Annotated in this window: 11 protein-coding genes; 2 read left to right on the plus strand and 9 right to left on the minus strand. The window is 72.5% G+C overall.

Annotated features, from left to right (window positions below):
* Positions 1-162: 162 nt before the first annotated feature.
* The 3 genes from AB0C35_RS34355 to AB0C35_RS34365 form a co-directional block, all read right to left on the minus strand.
* Entirely contained in the window at positions 163-2,691 is a 2,529-nt protein-coding gene (locus AB0C35_RS34355) for an FtsX-like permease family protein (protein ID WP_358465422.1), read from the minus strand.
* Positions 2,688-3,488, minus strand: coding sequence for an ABC transporter ATP-binding protein (locus tag AB0C35_RS34360; protein ID WP_358465425.1), 801 nt, complete (start codon positions 3,486-3,488; stop codon positions 2,688-2,690). Before AB0C35_RS34360 ends, AB0C35_RS34355 begins: the two co-directional genes overlap by 4 nt.
* A 190-nt stretch (positions 3,489-3,678) precedes the next feature.
* On the minus strand, positions 3,679-4,179 hold the full coding sequence (locus AB0C35_RS34365) for a hypothetical protein (protein WP_358465428.1): 501 nt from the start codon (positions 4,177-4,179) through the stop codon (positions 3,679-3,681).
* Between the two features lie 69 nt (positions 4,180-4,248).
* On the opposite strand from AB0C35_RS34365, the gene AB0C35_RS34370 reads away from it, so the two are divergent.
* Positions 4,249-4,731 carry a hypothetical protein gene (locus tag AB0C35_RS34370; protein ID WP_358465431.1) on the plus strand — a complete coding sequence of 161 codons (483 nt, stop codon included), beginning with the start codon at positions 4,249-4,251 and terminating at the stop codon, positions 4,729-4,731.
* A 76-nt stretch (positions 4,732-4,807) separates the two neighbouring features.
* Here the strand turns inward: AB0C35_RS34370 and AB0C35_RS34375 are convergent, their stop codons facing one another.
* Both AB0C35_RS34375 and AB0C35_RS34380 read right to left on the minus strand, forming a co-directional pair.
* Positions 4,808-5,632: an ATP-binding cassette domain-containing protein gene (locus tag AB0C35_RS34375; protein ID WP_358465434.1), complete on the minus strand. Its 825-nt coding sequence runs from the start codon at positions 5,630-5,632 to the stop codon at positions 4,808-4,810.
* Between the two features lie 65 nt (positions 5,633-5,697).
* A complete protein-coding gene (locus AB0C35_RS34380; protein WP_358465437.1) occupies positions 5,698-6,786 on the minus strand; it encodes a 2-isopropylmalate synthase in 1,089 nt (362 codons plus the stop codon).
* A gap of 168 nt (positions 6,787-6,954) precedes the next feature.
* On the opposite strand from AB0C35_RS34380, the gene AB0C35_RS34385 reads away from it, so the two are divergent.
* Complete coding sequence (locus AB0C35_RS34385; protein ID WP_358465440.1) at positions 6,955-7,644, plus strand: FadR/GntR family transcriptional regulator; 690 nt, start codon at positions 6,955-6,957, stop codon at positions 7,642-7,644.
* A 21-nt stretch (positions 7,645-7,665) separates the two neighbouring features.
* On the opposite strand, the gene AB0C35_RS34390 is transcribed toward AB0C35_RS34385, so the two are convergent.
* The 4 genes from AB0C35_RS34390 to AB0C35_RS34405 are packed head-to-tail and all read right to left on the minus strand — an operon-like array spanning position 7,666 to position 14,417.
* Entirely contained in the window at positions 7,666-8,901 is a 1,236-nt protein-coding gene (locus AB0C35_RS34390) for a Wadjet anti-phage system protein JetD domain-containing protein (protein WP_358465443.1), read from the minus strand.
* Positions 8,898-12,242 (minus strand): SbcC/MukB-like Walker B domain-containing protein, encoded by a 3,345-nt coding sequence (locus AB0C35_RS34395; protein ID WP_358465446.1) that lies wholly within the window; start codon positions 12,240-12,242, stop codon positions 8,898-8,900. Before AB0C35_RS34395 ends, AB0C35_RS34390 begins: the two co-directional genes overlap by 4 nt.
* Complete coding sequence (locus AB0C35_RS34400) at positions 12,239-12,910, minus strand: DUF4194 domain-containing protein (RefSeq protein WP_358465449.1); 672 nt, start codon at positions 12,908-12,910, stop codon at positions 12,239-12,241. Before AB0C35_RS34400 ends, AB0C35_RS34395 begins: the two co-directional genes overlap by 4 nt.
* Positions 12,903-14,417 (minus strand): DUF3375 domain-containing protein, encoded by a 1,515-nt coding sequence (locus tag AB0C35_RS34405; protein WP_358465452.1) that lies wholly within the window; start codon positions 14,415-14,417, stop codon positions 12,903-12,905. Before AB0C35_RS34405 ends, AB0C35_RS34400 begins: the two co-directional genes overlap by 8 nt.
* Between the last annotated feature and the right edge of the window lie 47 nt (positions 14,418-14,464).

Here is a 14,464-nt window from a genome sequence, read left to right on the forward strand (position 1 = left end):
CGGCCGGTGCCGGTGCCGGTTCGGCGTGAGCGACGGCAGACGCTGACGGCGATGACGTGTCCGGCAGCGCGCCGCAGCGGGGGCGAAGTCCATCTGCCTCATCTCCATGGTGGGCGCTCGTACGGCGGCGTTCTCTCGGAAAGTGCCACGGTCAGGGCTCTTTCAGCCGGTGCTGTCAGGGCCGCCGCGCAGGGCGATGCGGGTCGCGGTGAGGGTGGTGATGATGGTGAGTGCCAGGGCGGCGGCGACGGTCGCGGTGAGGATCCAGGACGGGCCGCCCGGGAGGGCGGAGTCCAGCACGCTGAGGCCCGCGGGGATCAGGGTGAGGGCGGCGATCAGCAGGCCGAGGGTGATGCCGGCGGCGGCGACGAGGGAGGCTTCGACGGCCATCATCCGCAGGATCTGCCGGCGGGTGGCTCCGACCAGGCGCATCAGCCCGAATTCGCGGCGGCGTTCGGCGGTCGCGAGGGCCTGGGTGTTGATCAGGGAGATGATCGCGTAGCCGACGACGACGGCGAGGACGAGCCAGGCCATGGTGGCCTGGGTGTGGTCTTGGTCCTGCTGGGCGGCGGCCAGGCCCTCGCGGTCGGTGAGCTGGAGGCCGGGGTGGCCGATGGAGGTCAGTGCGGTGGCCAGTGCGGTGCGGTCGGTGCCGGGGTCGGCGCTGATGAGGATCCGCGGGACGAGTCCGGTGCCGGTGTGCGGGGCCAGCAGCGCGGCCGGCACGAGGGCGGTCTCGTAGCCGCGCCGCGCGTCGATGGTGGCGATGAGCCTGAGCCGGGTGCGGGTGCCGTCGCCCAGCCGCATCGCGATGGTGTCGCCGAGGCGGTGTCCGGTGGCGTAGCGGGTGGGCAGCGCGATGGTGTCGCCCTGCAGTGCGGTCAGGGTGCCGGTGGCGGCGCGGTAGGCGGTCGTCCGGTCGGCTCCCTGCGGAGTGATGCCTTGGAGGGCGAGTGCGGTGGGCTGCGGCCCGGCCGATTCCTCTTCGTCGCCGCCGCCTGGGGGCGCGGGGGCCGTGGCGGGTTCGACGAAGCCGCGGCTGGCAATCTGGGCGGTCGCGGCGGCGACGCCGGGGATCCCGCGGACGGTGTCGACCGCGTCCAAGGGCAGGCCGCCGGCGGTGGAGGTGAGGACGAGGTCGGCGCGCTGGGCCTGTTCGAAGGCGCGGCGGGCGCCGTCGGACTGGGTGGTCTGCAGGTAGGTCAGGCTGAGGGCCAATCCGGTGGCGAGCATGACCGGCATCACCGCGGTGGTGAGGCGGGCGGTACGGGCGCGGGCGTTGGCGGTTGCCAGTTCGCCGGCCAGGCCCGACAGCGCGCGGACCGGCCGGGTCAGGGCGGCGCTGATGGCGCGGGCCATGATGGGGCCGAGCAGCCCGAACGCGATGGTCCAGACCAGCGCGGCGGGAGTGGCGACGCCGCCGGCGTCGGGGCCGTCGGATCCGGCGGTGCCGACCGCCAGCGCGGCGCCGCCGCCCAGGCACAGCACACCGAGGACGAGCCGGACGACGCTGAACCAGCGGCGTTGCAGCGCGGCCTCGGCGAGCGCTTCGGCCGGGCGGGTGCGCGCAGCCTGGTGCGCGGCCATGAAGGCGGCGCCCAGCGCGGCGGTGAGGGCGAGGCCGGCGCCGGCGATCAGCGGGAAGGCGCCGGAGCGGAACGCGACCGAGTCGGAGACCACGCCGCCGTGCACGAACGCCTTCAGCAGCCACCGGCCGAACCAGGGGGCGGGCCAGCAGGCCAGCGCGGTCGCGGCCACCGCCAGGATCATCGTTTCGGCCAGGATCATCCGGCGGAGCTGGCCGGGGGTGGCGCCGACCGCGCGCAGCAGTGCGGTCTGGCGCTCCCGCTGCCGGATCGACAGGCTCACGGTGCCGGCCACCACGAACACCATGGCCAGTGCCGCGAGGCTGCCGAACGCGGCGGCGAGCGGGATCAGGTCGTCGGTGCCCTCGATCAGGCCGGGGTCCTCGGCGCGGCCCCGGTCGTCCCCGGTCAGCACAGCCGGGCCGGACCCGGCGGCGGTGGCCCCGACCGCTGACTCGACGGCCCGGGCGACCCGCCCGGTGTCGGCGCCGGGCGCGAGCAGCACGCCCACCGAGTCGATCTCGCCGGGGCGGCCGGCCAGCCGGCCCGCTTCGGCGTCGGCGACGAAGACGTCACCGGTGCCTGCGGCCAGCCCGACGATCCGGAATCGTTCGGCGGTGCCGTGCACCAACAGCTCGACCTGGCCGCCGAGACGCAGCCCGGCCCGCCCTGCCAGATTCTCGCCCAGGACGATCTGCCCGGGCCCGGACGGCGCGGCACCCTGCGCGAGCCGGTACGGGGTGAGCCGCGCCGAGGGCCAGTTGTGTCCGGTGACCGCGCCGTGGGAGGCGAGTGCGGCGGGGAAGGAGACGTCCGGCACCGCCGCCGCGACACCCGGCACCGCGCCGATCTTCGCGGTCAGGGCGGCGTCCAGGCGGGCCCGCTCGGGAAAGATAAGCTCTTCGACGGTGCCGTGGTAGCGCTGGTCGCCGGTGACCACGATCGGGGCGGCGGCCAGCCGTTGCGGCGGCGCGGCGGCGCGGATGCCGGTCTCCAGCAGCCCGCCGCAGCCCACCACGATCAGCGCGCCCAGGAACAGCCCGGCGAACGACGCCAGGAACCCGCCTTTGTGGAAGCGCAGCATGCGCAGCGCGATCCCGGTCACCGGCCCGCTCCGTCCGCACCCAGGCGCGTCATCCGCGCGGCGACCCGCTCGACGGTCGGCCGGTCCAGCTCACCGGCCAGGCGCCCGTCGGCCAGGAACAGCGCCCGGTCGGCGTGCGCGGCGGCGACCGGGTCGTGAGTGACCATCACCACGGTCTGCCCCGCCTCCTCGACCGCCTCGCGCAGCAGGCCGAGGACCTCGCGGGCGGTGCCGGTGTCCAGCGCGCCGGTCGGCTCGTCCCCGAACAGCACCGCGGGCCGGGTGATCAGCGCCCGGGCGATCGCCACCCGCTGCTGCTGGCCCCCGGACAGCTCGGCCGGCCGGCTGCGGAGCCGGCCGCCGAGCCCGACCCGCTCCAGCACCTCCTCCACCGCGCCGCGCTCGGGACGGCGGCCCGCCAGCCGCAACGGCAGCGCCACGTTGTCGTGCACGGTCAGCGCCGGAAGCAGGTTGAACGCCTGGAACACGAAACCGATCCGCCGGCGGCGCAGCCGGGTCCGCTCCCGCTCGCCGAGCGAGGTGAGCTCCACCCCGTCCAGCACCACCGAACCCGACGTCGGCCGGTCCAGCCCGGCGGCGCACTGCAGCAACGTGCTCTTACCCGAGCCCGAAGGCCCCATGATCGCGGTGAAGGTGCCCTTCCGCAGCCCGACGCTCACGTCATCGAGCGCGACCACGGCATTCCTCGCACCGCCGTAGACCTTGCGCACCGACGTCAGCCGGACCGCGTCGGCACGACCGGGCGCACCGGCCGCACCGCCGTCACCGGCAGGTGCTTCTCGCAGGAAGTTCGTCATGCCGATCATCTTCTTCAACGGGACGGGACGCGCGGCAGCCTCGATCGGCTGAACCTGCCGTCCACCGATCGGTGGACGGCTTCCACCGCGTCGCACCGGTGATCAGGTCACGGCGCCAGGCCCCATTGCCGTGCTGGCTCGGAGCAAATTGCGAAGCCGTGGCAGCGGTCGTCGATGGCTGCCGGAGAGGTTAGTCCGTCCACCAGGACACGCGTGGCATAGTGCTTTCCAGGAGGGCGCATGCGTCCCGAAAACCCCCGGGTGCAACTCCTTCGTCCTTGAATTCCACGGTCGCTTCAGACAGCACTCTTAGAAAGTCTTGCTTGGCTTCCGGGTCAAGGTTCATAGAAATGTAGGACGTGGCCCGGAAATGCTCCTCAACGAGGAACAGCATCGTCGGCGCCGGCCCTGCGACCCATTCCTTGATCGCCGCCCGGTGCGCGGGGTCGGCGGGGTCGAGCAGGGTCCTGGCTCTGAGCTGATGGGAGTAGCGGTGGACGTCCTCGGTCATCACCGTGGCCTGCCCTGCTCCGCCCATGCCGATGGACGTCCCGTTGCCATTGACGAAGAGCACGTACAGTTCGATGACGACGTAGGGCGACTCGCCCTTCGTGCGGTACCACTTCCAGCCCATCGTCACCGGCTCGACGGCGGCGGCCCAGCGGATGCCGAACGACGACCTTTGAACCATGCCATGCCGGGGAGCGTAGCCAGCATATTTCGGGAGGGGTCCCCACCAACCTCTGCCACAATGTCGCGCGTGAAGATGACCAATAGGACAATCGTTGTCTCGGTGCTCGGGCTGGCATTCGCCTGCGCGGGCTGTGGGAATTCTGAGGAACCCGCGCGGAGTCAACCTCAGACTAATGGGGCCGGCCGCACCACTCCTCCTCCGGCGAGCACCGTCACCCCAGGTCAGAGCCCAGCGACCAAGCCCGGCTTCCCGGTCCCCGCGGACGGCCAGGACGTGAAAGCCTGCCGGGACGGGAAGTGCGAGATCCTTGTCACCGAGCGGACGACAATCCCCCTGGACCGGCGGTTCGGTTTCAAGAAATTCTCGTTCGATCCCGCCGACTCGACCTGGCGATACTCCTATCCCGAGGGTGGAGGCGGCGAGTTGCGGTTTCTGGAGCCGCCCTACTCCGGATCATGGGCCGCGCCGCACGGCGAACAATCCCTCAACCTGAGAGTCGTGGCGACTCAGGGTTCCAAGGCGGTCATCTCACTGAGCCCCGGCGGCTAGAGCCCGCTTGAGGATCTCGTTCTCCACTTCCAGTTGCCGGGCCTTTCGGCGCTGTGTCCGCTGAACGGGAGGCAGCTCAGGCGGTGGCGGACCAGCGGCCGTTGGTGCGGGTGACGGTGATGGGGTGGCCGAAGCAGGCGCTGATCAGGTCGGTGGTGAGGACGTCGTCGGACGGGCCGGCGGCGACCACCCTGCCGTCGCGGAGCAGCAGGGCGTGGTCGGTGCCGGCGGGCAGTTCCTCCAGGTGGTGGGTGACCAGGACGGTCGTCGTCTCGGGACGGCGCCGGCCCAGTTCGTCGATGTGGGCCAGCAGCTGTTCGCGGGCGACGAGGTCGAGGCCGGTCGTGGGTTCGTCCAGCAGGAGGAGGCGCGGGTCGGGCATGAGGGCACGGGCGATCAGGGCGCGGCCGCGCTCGCCCTGCGACAGTTCCGGCCAGCGGGCGCCGGCGACGCGGGTCAGGCCCATCAGGGCGATGAGCTCGTCCGCGCGCGCGAGCTGTTCTTCGGTCGGCGTCCAGCGGGGCACCAGCTCGATGGTACCGGTCGCGCCGGTGAGGACGACCTGGCGGGCGGTGCGCGCCGACTCCAGCGGGTGGCGCGGGTTGACCTGGCCGATCATGGAACGCAGGACGTGGACGTCCACCCGTCCCAGCGTGTGCCCCAGGATGCGGGCGGTGCCGCGGCTGGGATGGGTGTAGGCGCCGAGGATGGACAGCAGAGTGCTCTTGCCGGCGCCGTTGGCGCCGAGCACGGCCCAGTGCTCACCTGCGCGTATGGTCATCGAGACCTGTTCCAGCAGCAGTCGGCCCGCACGGACGAGGTCCACCCCTTCGGCGTCGAACACGATGGCAGGTGGCGGCACGGAGACGGTGGGCAAGGCGAGGAACTCCTTTTCGGGCATGGTCTGGTGAGCGTGCGCCGGAGGCCGCCGTCCTCCGGGAGGAGGCGGCCCCGGCGTTCAGGCGGTCATCGGCTGCGGTTGACGGCGGACAGGACGGCGCGCACCGAAGCGGTGAGAGCGGAGGCGTCCTGCCCGGCGCCCCAGTGTGTCGTCCCGCCGATGCGGAAGTCGATCACCGGGTCCACGCCCTGGGCGTGCAGGTTGAGGGCAAGGGTGACCAGGTCGACGTTGCCGGTGCGCTCGCCGTTGCCGGACAGGCAGCCCTCGACGCGCTGCGCGCCCGCGAGCATCGCCAGTTCCGCGCAGGCGACGCCCGTCCCCCGGTCGTTGTGCGGGTGGACCGACAGGACGACCGCGTCGCGGTGGTCCAGGTGGCGGTGCATGTACTCGATCTGGTCGGCGTACACGTTCGGGGTGGCGATCTCCACCGTGGCCGGGAGATTGTGGATCACCGGCCGGTCCGGGGAGGCGTCCCACAGCTCGGTGAGCCCGTTGCACACCTCCAGGACGAAGTCGGGCTCGGTGAGGTTGAAGACCTCCGGGGAGAACTGGAAGCGGAGGTCGGCCCCGGGACGCCCGCCGGCCAGCTTCGCCATATGCGCGGCGGCCTCCCGGATGAGACCGTGCAGCGCCGCACGGTCTCGGCCCAGGACGACGTTCCGCCAGGTGGGGGCGGTGGCCGTGTAGAGGTGCACGACGGTACGCGGCAGGCCCTCGATGGACGCGAAGGTCCGGTCGATCAGTTCCCGGCGGGCGGGCGTGAACACGACGACGGTCACGTCGCCGGGGACGGCGTCGTCCTCGGCCAGGTGGCGGACGAAGTCGAAATCGGCCTGGCCGGACGAGGGGTAGCCGACCTCGATCTCCTTGAAGCCCATGGCGACCAGCAGGTCGAACATGCGGCCCTTGCGCGGGGTGTCCATCGGCTCGGCCAGGGCCTGATTGCCGTCGCGCAGGTCGACCGGCACCCACAGCGGCGCCCGATCGACGCGGCGGAACGGCCAGGTGCGCTCGGTCAAAGGCACCTCGACCCGCTCGTGCGCGGGACGGTACCGGTGGTGCGGCATGGCGCTGGGACGCTGCCGGTTCCAGGCGGGGGCATCGGCGGGCACGGGGCCGCAGGGCGTCCGCAGCCGCGAGAAGGCAGTGGTCATGGGGTTTCCTTCGGTCGTTCGGGGAGGCGACCGGCAGGACGGCGACCCGCGGCGGGGTGCCGGTCCGGTCAGGCCCCGCCGCGGCGACCGAGAAGGAGACCCTGCCACGACATGCCGAGTACACTAGCCAAAGCTCAGCTCCTCAGACAACCTGAAGGGTCTTCTGCGATGCCGCTCGGTCCGCTCCGTCCCAGCCCGCTGGTCGAGCAGGCCGTCGATCGCCTGCGCGACCAGATCGCCGAAGGGCACTGGCCGGTTGGCAGCAGGCTCCCCGGCGAGACCACCCTGGCCGGCACGCTCGGCGTGGGCCGCTCGACCGTCCGCGAGGCCCTGCGCGCCCTCGCCGGAGCCGGACTGGTGCGACCCCGGCAGGGGGCCGGCGTCTTCGTCATCGCCACTCACCCCGCCGAAGACCGCACCACCCGCCTGCGGCGGGCCGCCGTCGCCGACCTCTACGAGGTCCGCATGCTGATCGAGGTCCAGGCCGCCCGGCTGGCCGCCGCGCGCCGCACCGAGGCCGACATCGCCGCCCTACGCACCGCCTTGGACGGCCGCCGCACCGCCGCCCGCCAAGACGACGCGGCCTTCGTCGACGCCGACGTCGCCCTGCACACGGCGATCGTCCGAGCCGCGCACAATCCCGTCCTCACCGATCTGTTCGGCGACTTCGGCCCCGCCCTGCGCGACGGCCTGATCGATCTCGTGGCCCTCCTCGCCCTGCGTGAACACGACCCCGACCCCGGCGACGCAAGCCACAGCGCCCTCGTCGAAGCCATCGAGCGCGGCGACCCCGACACCGCCGCCCGCCTCCTCCATGACGAACTGGAACAAACCCTCGCCCGGCTCCGCCAAACCTGAAGCCGCCCCGGCCGCCTGTCCTTACGCCGGTGATGAATGAGATTTCGCGGGGACGTCCAGCAATCGAGTTGCGGCGTGGGTGAGGGGAATCGCTTCCTGTTCGATCCGGCGGAACGGGGTCGGGCCTGCGGTCGCGATGGTGTCGTAGGCGGTCGTCTCGGCTTCGGTGAGGTGCGGCAGGACCGCCGCGGACGGCTTGATGGGGCGACCGGACTTGTCGTGGTTCACCCCGTGCCGGGCATAGCGGTGCAGGTCGGCGGCGTCCATCAGGATCGAGGTGACCGGTTTCGGCGGCGCGCCGTCCGGTGCCGGCTCGGCCAGCGCGGCGCGGAACCGGTCGAGGATCGCGTATCCGTCCGCGTCGATGTCGCCCCAGTAGACGACGTGGTCCGCGGCTCGGATCCAGGGCACGTTCGCGAGCAGGGCCGCGGCCGCCTTGCCGCCGCCCTCGACCACGACCGTGTCCCCCACTGGGGGGAACCAGAGCCGGGAGTCGCGGTTCTCGACGACGAGGACGATCCGTGGCCGGTAGGCGATGTCGTGCGTGTCGCCGGTGGTCCATGCGTCATGTCTGCGGCGGCCCGACGCGGCGTGTCCGGGGTCGACGTAGGTCAGGTGCAGCACGGCCGGCCGGGACCGGACCTCGTCCCGGACGTCGCGTCCGGCGGCGTCGCGCAGCAGCGCGCCATGGGTGTCGAGCCACTTGGTGTGCATGCCGGGGACCGGGAGTTGGCGTGCGGTCCATGCGCCCGCGTCCGGGTTCCGGCGCAGCCAGGCCACCGCGTTGAGCAGCACCTCGGTGTCATCGGCTCCGAGCTGGTAGGCGGCCCGGACGGTGGCCGGGGTGAGGACGGCGCCGGCGGACCGCAGCGACGACGCGAGCGCACGGGCGCGGCCGACGTCCACGGTGGGCGGCCCGGTTTCGGTGATCAGGGCGACGGCGGCGTCCAGGGCCGCGACGAGCGTGATGGGATAGTCGTCCGTCACGCCTTGGACGGACACCGGCTTGCGGACGATCAGCACGCCCGCGGGGTTCCGGTCGGCGAACTCGCGCCAGCGCATGTGCCACTCGTGCCAGGCGGCGTGCCCGATCCGCGCCACCGCGCTGCCGGTCGACACGCCTGGGCGGAGCGGGACGGAGAACATGACCGGGTCTCCGACCCCGAGGTCGGCGCACACGACTGGCGCCCACTTCCGGTGGACCTTGCGGCGGAGCGACTCGACCGCGTCGGCCGGGGTGATCAGTCGGGGATTCATGCGTCGGGAACCGCCACGATGGGTTTCGCCCATGACCGCCCCTCGGTGCTCTTGAGGATCACGTATTCGGCGTCCACGTGGGGTTCGATCGCGCTGTGCTTGTCATTGGGGGCGCTGATGACGAGTTGGAAGCCCAGCCCGCGCCAAGCGCCGATGGCTCGGCCGGTGAAGTGCGCGTCCGCCTTGATCAGCGCCTCGTCGAGGAAGACGGGGGCGTAGCGCGGCCGTTCGGCGCCCGCGTCGCCCAGCTGGTAGCGCAGCGCGGCGCCGACGATGAACGCGACGAGTTCCTGGGACTCGCCGCCGGACTTCTCCCCGATGTGGTCGTAGACGGCGACGTGCTCGCCGGCGAGGTCGCATTTCTCCGCGCTGATCCGGACGTGGTTGCGCACGTCGATCAGGTCGGCGAAGTCCGGCGCGGTGCGGCGGATGTGGTCGATCACCCTGGCCATGCGGTGGTAGGCGCGTTCCCGGTCGGCGTCCGTGACCGCCTTGTCGATGACGGCGCGCACGTCGCGCAGTTCCTTGCGGAACCGGGCGCGCACCGCGGAGTGGCTCTCCTGCGGGTCGATGCGCAGCCGGTGGCGGTCGTCGGCGAACGGCAGTTCGGCGAGGATGCGGTTGACCGGGTCGATCCGGTCGCGGATCTCCCGGACCGCGGCGGCGAGCTCGCTGTCCAGGCTGGTCAGGTCGTTGCCGGAGAGTTTGAGCAGGCTGTCGCGCCACTCGGTCTCCAGTTCGTGCAGACCGCTGGTCTCCAGATCGGTGAGCAGGCGGTCGAAGTCGCGGTAGGAGGCGTCCGGGTCGGTGCCGAGGTTCGGGTTCGGCCAGCGCTCGACGAACGTCGAGAACGTGTCCTGCAGCGCCTTGCGCGACCGGCCGATCTCCTCCTCCGACGACGTGCGGTCGGCGCGCATCCGTTCGAAGCCGCGACGGTGCGCGGCGTCGAACTCCTTCAGCGCGGCCGCCGGGTCGGCGCCGTCGGGCGCGGCGTCGAACAGCCCCGCGAGGTACTCGCGGTGCTCCGCGCTCACCTCGGTGCCGGTCGCCGCGGCGGTGTCGAGTGCCCGCTGGGCGCCGTCCACCTCGTCGACGATCGATTCCCAGTCCTTCTCGAGCCCGTCCAGCTCCCGCTTCTGCCCGCCGACGCGCTCGGTCAGGTCCTTGACCTCCTGCTTGAGGTCATCCGCCTCCCGCTGCAGCCGGTCGATCTCCGGGTTGCCCTCGCGGACCTCGGTGATGACCTCCGTCCAGCGCTTCCGTTCGGCGGCGACCGACTCGACGTCCACCTGCTCCCAGGACAGTTCGGTCACCGCCTGGTAGGCGGTGCGCCGCTCCTCGAACGAGTTGAGGGTCCGCTCCGCCTCCGCCTCCCGCGCGACGGCGTCGTCGTAGCGCTCCCGGGCGTGCCCGATCCGGGTGTCGAGGTCGGCGAGCAGCCTGGTGTTGCTGAACCCCAGCAGGTTGGCCCGGCCGTGGCCGCCGTGCGCGCCCCGGCTGCCCTGCGACATCTGGCCGGTGATCGTGAGCGCCTTCGAGTGCTGCATCAGCAGCTTGGGCGTCTCGACGCAGACGAAGTCGAAACCGCGGACGAGTTCGCTCTTGAGCCAGGCGGTGAACGGTGACGGCCGGTAGTCGAGCCGGCCGGGGAGCTTCTTGTCGTTCAGTCCGATCTCGTCGTGCATGCCGGTGCGGACGCCTTCGAACTGGATGCGCCGGGGGAGCTTCACCGCGTTGATCGCCTCGCGGAACGCGTTCAGCCGGCCGACGTCGATCAGCATCCGGGTGGCGAACCCGCCGAGCGCCAGGTTGAACGCCTCCCGCCACGGTTCGAACTCCGTGCGCACCTCGATCAGCTCACCGACGAACGGCAGGTCGTCCGGGGTGAGCCCGGCGGCGCCGGCCAGCCGGTCGCGGGCGGTGTGCAGATCGGCGGGAATGTTTCCGCGGCGGGCTTTGGCCGCCGCGCGCTCGTCGCGCAGCCCGGCCAGTTCGCGTTCGGCGGCCGCGGCCTCCCCCGCCGCCTTCGCGAACTCGTTCTGGGCGGTCTTCCTCGCCTGGCTGTCCGCCAGCGCCCGGTGCGCCGCCTCGACCAGCGCGGCGAAGTCCTCGCCGGTCGACACGGTGGCGCCGATGGCGCCCAGGGCCCGGTCCAGCCGAACCCGTCCGCGTTCGACGTCGGCCAGCCGCCGCTCCACGTTGCGGATCTCCCGGAGCGCGGTCTCCAGCCGGTCGCCGCCGGACGCGCGCAGGGTTTCGAGCAGCGCCTCCCGCCGGGACTCCGCCACGCCGATCGCCGCGGCCGTCTCCGCCACCTGCTGCTCGGCCCGCCGGCGTCGTTCGGTCAGATCCTGCTCGGCGACGCGCAGCAGGTCCAGCCGGCGTTCGTGCCGCCACAGCGCCGCGGGGGACGCCGGGTCCGTGAACGATCCGACGGCCTCGATCACCCGCAGCCGCGCCACCGCGCCGTCGATGGCCCTCCGGTGATCGCGGATCGGGGTCAGCGCCCGTACCTGCCGGCGGGCGCTGATCATCCGGTCCCGGGTGCCGGACAGCTCGTCGAACTGCTGCACCACCTCGTCCGCCGTGGCCAGGGTGGACGGCTCCTCCAAGACCATCGTCTTGTACAGCGCGTCGACGGTGGTGATCTGCTGGCCGGCCTGGATCCTGCCGAGCAGCCCGACGGCCTTGTGCCCGTCGCCGGCGGCGCCGATGCCCAGCGTGGTGTGCAGCCGGGCGGTGAAGTCCCGGTCGGTGTCGAAGCAGGTCAGGCCCGTCGCGGTGACCGCGGCGCGGGCGAGCCTGCTGCCCGCCGGGCCGTCCAGTTCGCGCAGGTCGTAGGCGTCGTCCCGGGCGGCGCGGACCACGACGACGTCGTCGAGGGTGCGCGCGGACGAGGGCACGTACCAGGCCCGGAGCGCCGTGAACACCGCGCCGCTCGGGTCGGCCCAGGTCATCGCGATCGCCGACCAGGTGTCACGGGCGTCCCCGCGCAGCACCCGCGACCTCGTCTCACCGTCCGCCCGTGACTCGTCCAGCTTCCCGCGCGTGTAGGAGAGGATGTTGCGCTGGTCCTTGCCGCGGGGCCGGCCGACCACCCCGCCGTTGGACGCCCCGTTGAACGGCGTGGTGTGCGGCATCAGCAGCGCGATGTAGGAGTCCATCAGCGTCGACTTGCCCGACCCGGAACCGCCGCTGAACAGGGTCGCGCCGGGGGCGAACCGGACGCGGTGATACCCGTCGTACCCGCCCCAGTTGACCAGCTGCAGGTCCCGCGCCACCCACTGCTGCCCCCGCGATGCCGCCGGGATCAGCCCGAACAGCGTGTCGATCATGCTCATGGCGCGGCCTCGTTCTGCTCCCGTAGCCACCGGCTCAGTTCGGTGAGCTTCTCGGTGCTCAGCACGACCTCGACCAGCGGCGTGATGCGGTACCGGCCCGCGGACTCCTCCGCGAGCAGCCCTTCCTTGACCAGCCGCTCCACCGCGTTGCGGATCTCGCGCTGGCCGCGGGCGAGGTTGTGGTCGGCCGGATCGAAATAGGTCAGGACGGTCTGTTCCAGCTCTTCGATGTCGACCCGCGCGGACGTCTCGCCGGTGCCGCGTTCCCGCTGGAAAACGGTCCGCAGGTGGACCAGTACCAGGGTCTCGGCCCGGTTGTAGGGGTCGTCCCTCAGCAGGATCGGGACGTCCAGCTCCGCCGAGCGCACCTGCTGTTTGTAGGCGATGCCCCGATCGTGATCGACCACGAGCCGGACGAACAGGTCGTGCAGCCGCGACTCGATGATCTGCTGGTTCTCCAGCAGCGTGCGCCACTGCGCCGGGTTCTTCTCGGCCAGCAGGAACCTGCGTTGCAGCAGCCGGACCAGCACCCGCCGCACGTCCACGTCCAGCGAGCCCGCGTCGCCGGCGAACAGTTCGGCCGGGTCGTCCTCCATCGGGACCGGCTCGATGAAGCCCGCCCCCGCGCCGGTCGGCCGGCCGTCGTCCGCGCCGTCCGGTTCACTCATCGTCGTTTTCCGGTCCTTCGTCCGCGGGGCGGGGCGTCGCCGGGTTGCCCGCCAGCACGCCGCCGAACGCGAGCCGCCGCCGAGTCCGGTCCGGCCGGACCGCGTCGACCACCGCGACCTCGGCCGTGTCGGTCATTCCGAAGTCGTGCGCGATCTCCAGCAGACCGAGCAGATCCACCGGCCGCCGTATCTGCTCGGCCGCCGCGCGGAACGCGGCCGCGACGTCGACACCGTCCGCGTCGCCCGCGAACGCCGCCAGATGCGCGCGCAGCTCGGCGTACTGCGGACCACCCCAGGCCCGGGTGTCCCCGGCCGGCACGTCCTCGGCCTCGTCCCATTCCCGCAGCGGCGTGGGCGGCTGGGGCGGCCGCGGGTCGCTCATGGTCTGACGCAGCGGCCCGACGTCGGCCACCGGCAGGCGGCGCAGCGGGACGACGGCCGTGCCGCGGCGCGACCGGGGCACCCAGGTGTGGAATCCGGCCATCACGTCCCGCAGCAGCTCGTCCACCTGGCGGTCGCGCATCGGGTCGTGGTTGCGCACCTGGGTGGTGATGACGTGCGACGCCTGCCGCTGCGCGGCCAGCACCTCCTTGACGCCCTGCTCGATCCGGCGTGCGACCTCGGCGAGTTCCCGCCGCTGCGGCTCCGGCATCAGGTCGGTGAACCCGTGCCGCAGCACGGTGCGCAGCAAGTTCCACAGGTCGTCGATCTGTGCCGGGTCGCCGATCAGGCGCAGCGCCCCGGCGAACGCGCGGCCCTCCGGCGTCGCGTCCATGATCTGCCGGCCGCGCTCCAGGTACTCCCGCAGCACCTCCCCGGTCGGCCGCACGTCCTGCCGCAGGTCGGCGACGACGTCCCGCTGCATGGCCTTGATCGACTCGGCGACGCGGGCGAAGTCGGCGGGCAGCTCCCGCGCCAGATGCAGCACGTTCTCGGCCGCCTCGAGCAACTGGTCGTCGTCGACGGTGTCGACGGCGCCGCCCCGTTCGAGGCGGTCGAGTTCACGCCGGCGCTGATCGATCTCCGTCTGGAGGCGCGCCATCCGGGCCATCACGTCCGGGTCGGCGTCCTGCGCGAGCCGCTCGACCGCCTCCAGCAGCGTCCGGACCCGGGACTCCGACACCCGGGTCCGCGCGCCGCCGACCCGGCCGGCCACCTCGAGCGCGCCGACACCGTGTGCGGACAGCCGGTACACCTCGACGTCGTCGGAGACCTGCCGGACCAGCCAGCCCGCGTGCACCCACTGCCGGCACAGGTCGCGGGCATTCCCCGCGGGCAAGGGCTGGTCGCCCTCGTCCCCGTAGCCTGCGGCCCGCAACCGGCCGAGGGCGTCGGCGATCTCCGCGTGGGCGTCCGCCACCGCCACCGCCGGCCGCTCCGGCGTGAACATCATCGCCAGCACCGTCACCACGAACGGCGCATAGGTCCGGTGGAGCAGATCGAGCATCGGGTTCTGGAACGCCCGGAGCGCACCCTGATATGCGCCCTCCACCCCTCGTGTATCCATCGCGGACCAGAGTACGACCTGTGGCTCGACGCCACGCGTCCAACCGA

The organism is Spirillospora sp. NPDC048819 (genome assembly GCF_040650055.1).
In the GTDB taxonomy this organism is placed as follows: Bacteria; Actinomycetota; Actinomycetes; order Streptosporangiales; family Streptosporangiaceae; genus Spirillospora.

Coding starts and splice junctions, on each gene's coding strand:
- AB0C35_RS34360 (WP_358465425.1), bottom strand. CDS start 3,488: ATGACGAACTTCCTGCGAGAAGCACCTGCCGGTGACGGCGGTGCGGCC.
- AB0C35_RS34365 (WP_358465428.1), bottom strand. CDS start 4,179: ATGGTTCAAAGGTCGTCGTTCGGCATCCGCTGGGCCGCCGCCGTCGAG.
- AB0C35_RS34375 (WP_358465434.1), bottom strand. CDS start 5,632: ATGCCCGAAAAGGAGTTCCTCGCCTTGCCCACCGTCTCCGTGCCGCCA.
- AB0C35_RS34380 (WP_358465437.1), bottom strand. CDS start 6,786: ATGACCACTGCCTTCTCGCGGCTGCGGACGCCCTGCGGCCCCGTGCCC.
- AB0C35_RS34385 (WP_358465440.1), top strand. CDS start 6,955: ATGCCGCTCGGTCCGCTCCGTCCCAGCCCGCTGGTCGAGCAGGCCGTC.
- AB0C35_RS34390 (WP_358465443.1), bottom strand. CDS start 8,901: ATGAATCCCCGACTGATCACCCCGGCCGACGCGGTCGAGTCGCTCCGC.
- AB0C35_RS34395 (WP_358465446.1), bottom strand. CDS start 12,242: ATGAGCATGATCGACACGCTGTTCGGGCTGATCCCGGCGGCATCGCGG.
- AB0C35_RS34400 (WP_358465449.1), bottom strand. CDS start 12,910: ATGAGTGAACCGGACGGCGCGGACGACGGCCGGCCGACCGGCGCGGGG.
- AB0C35_RS34405 (WP_358465452.1), bottom strand. CDS start 14,417: ATGGATACACGAGGGGTGGAGGGCGCATATCAGGGTGCGCTCCGGGCG.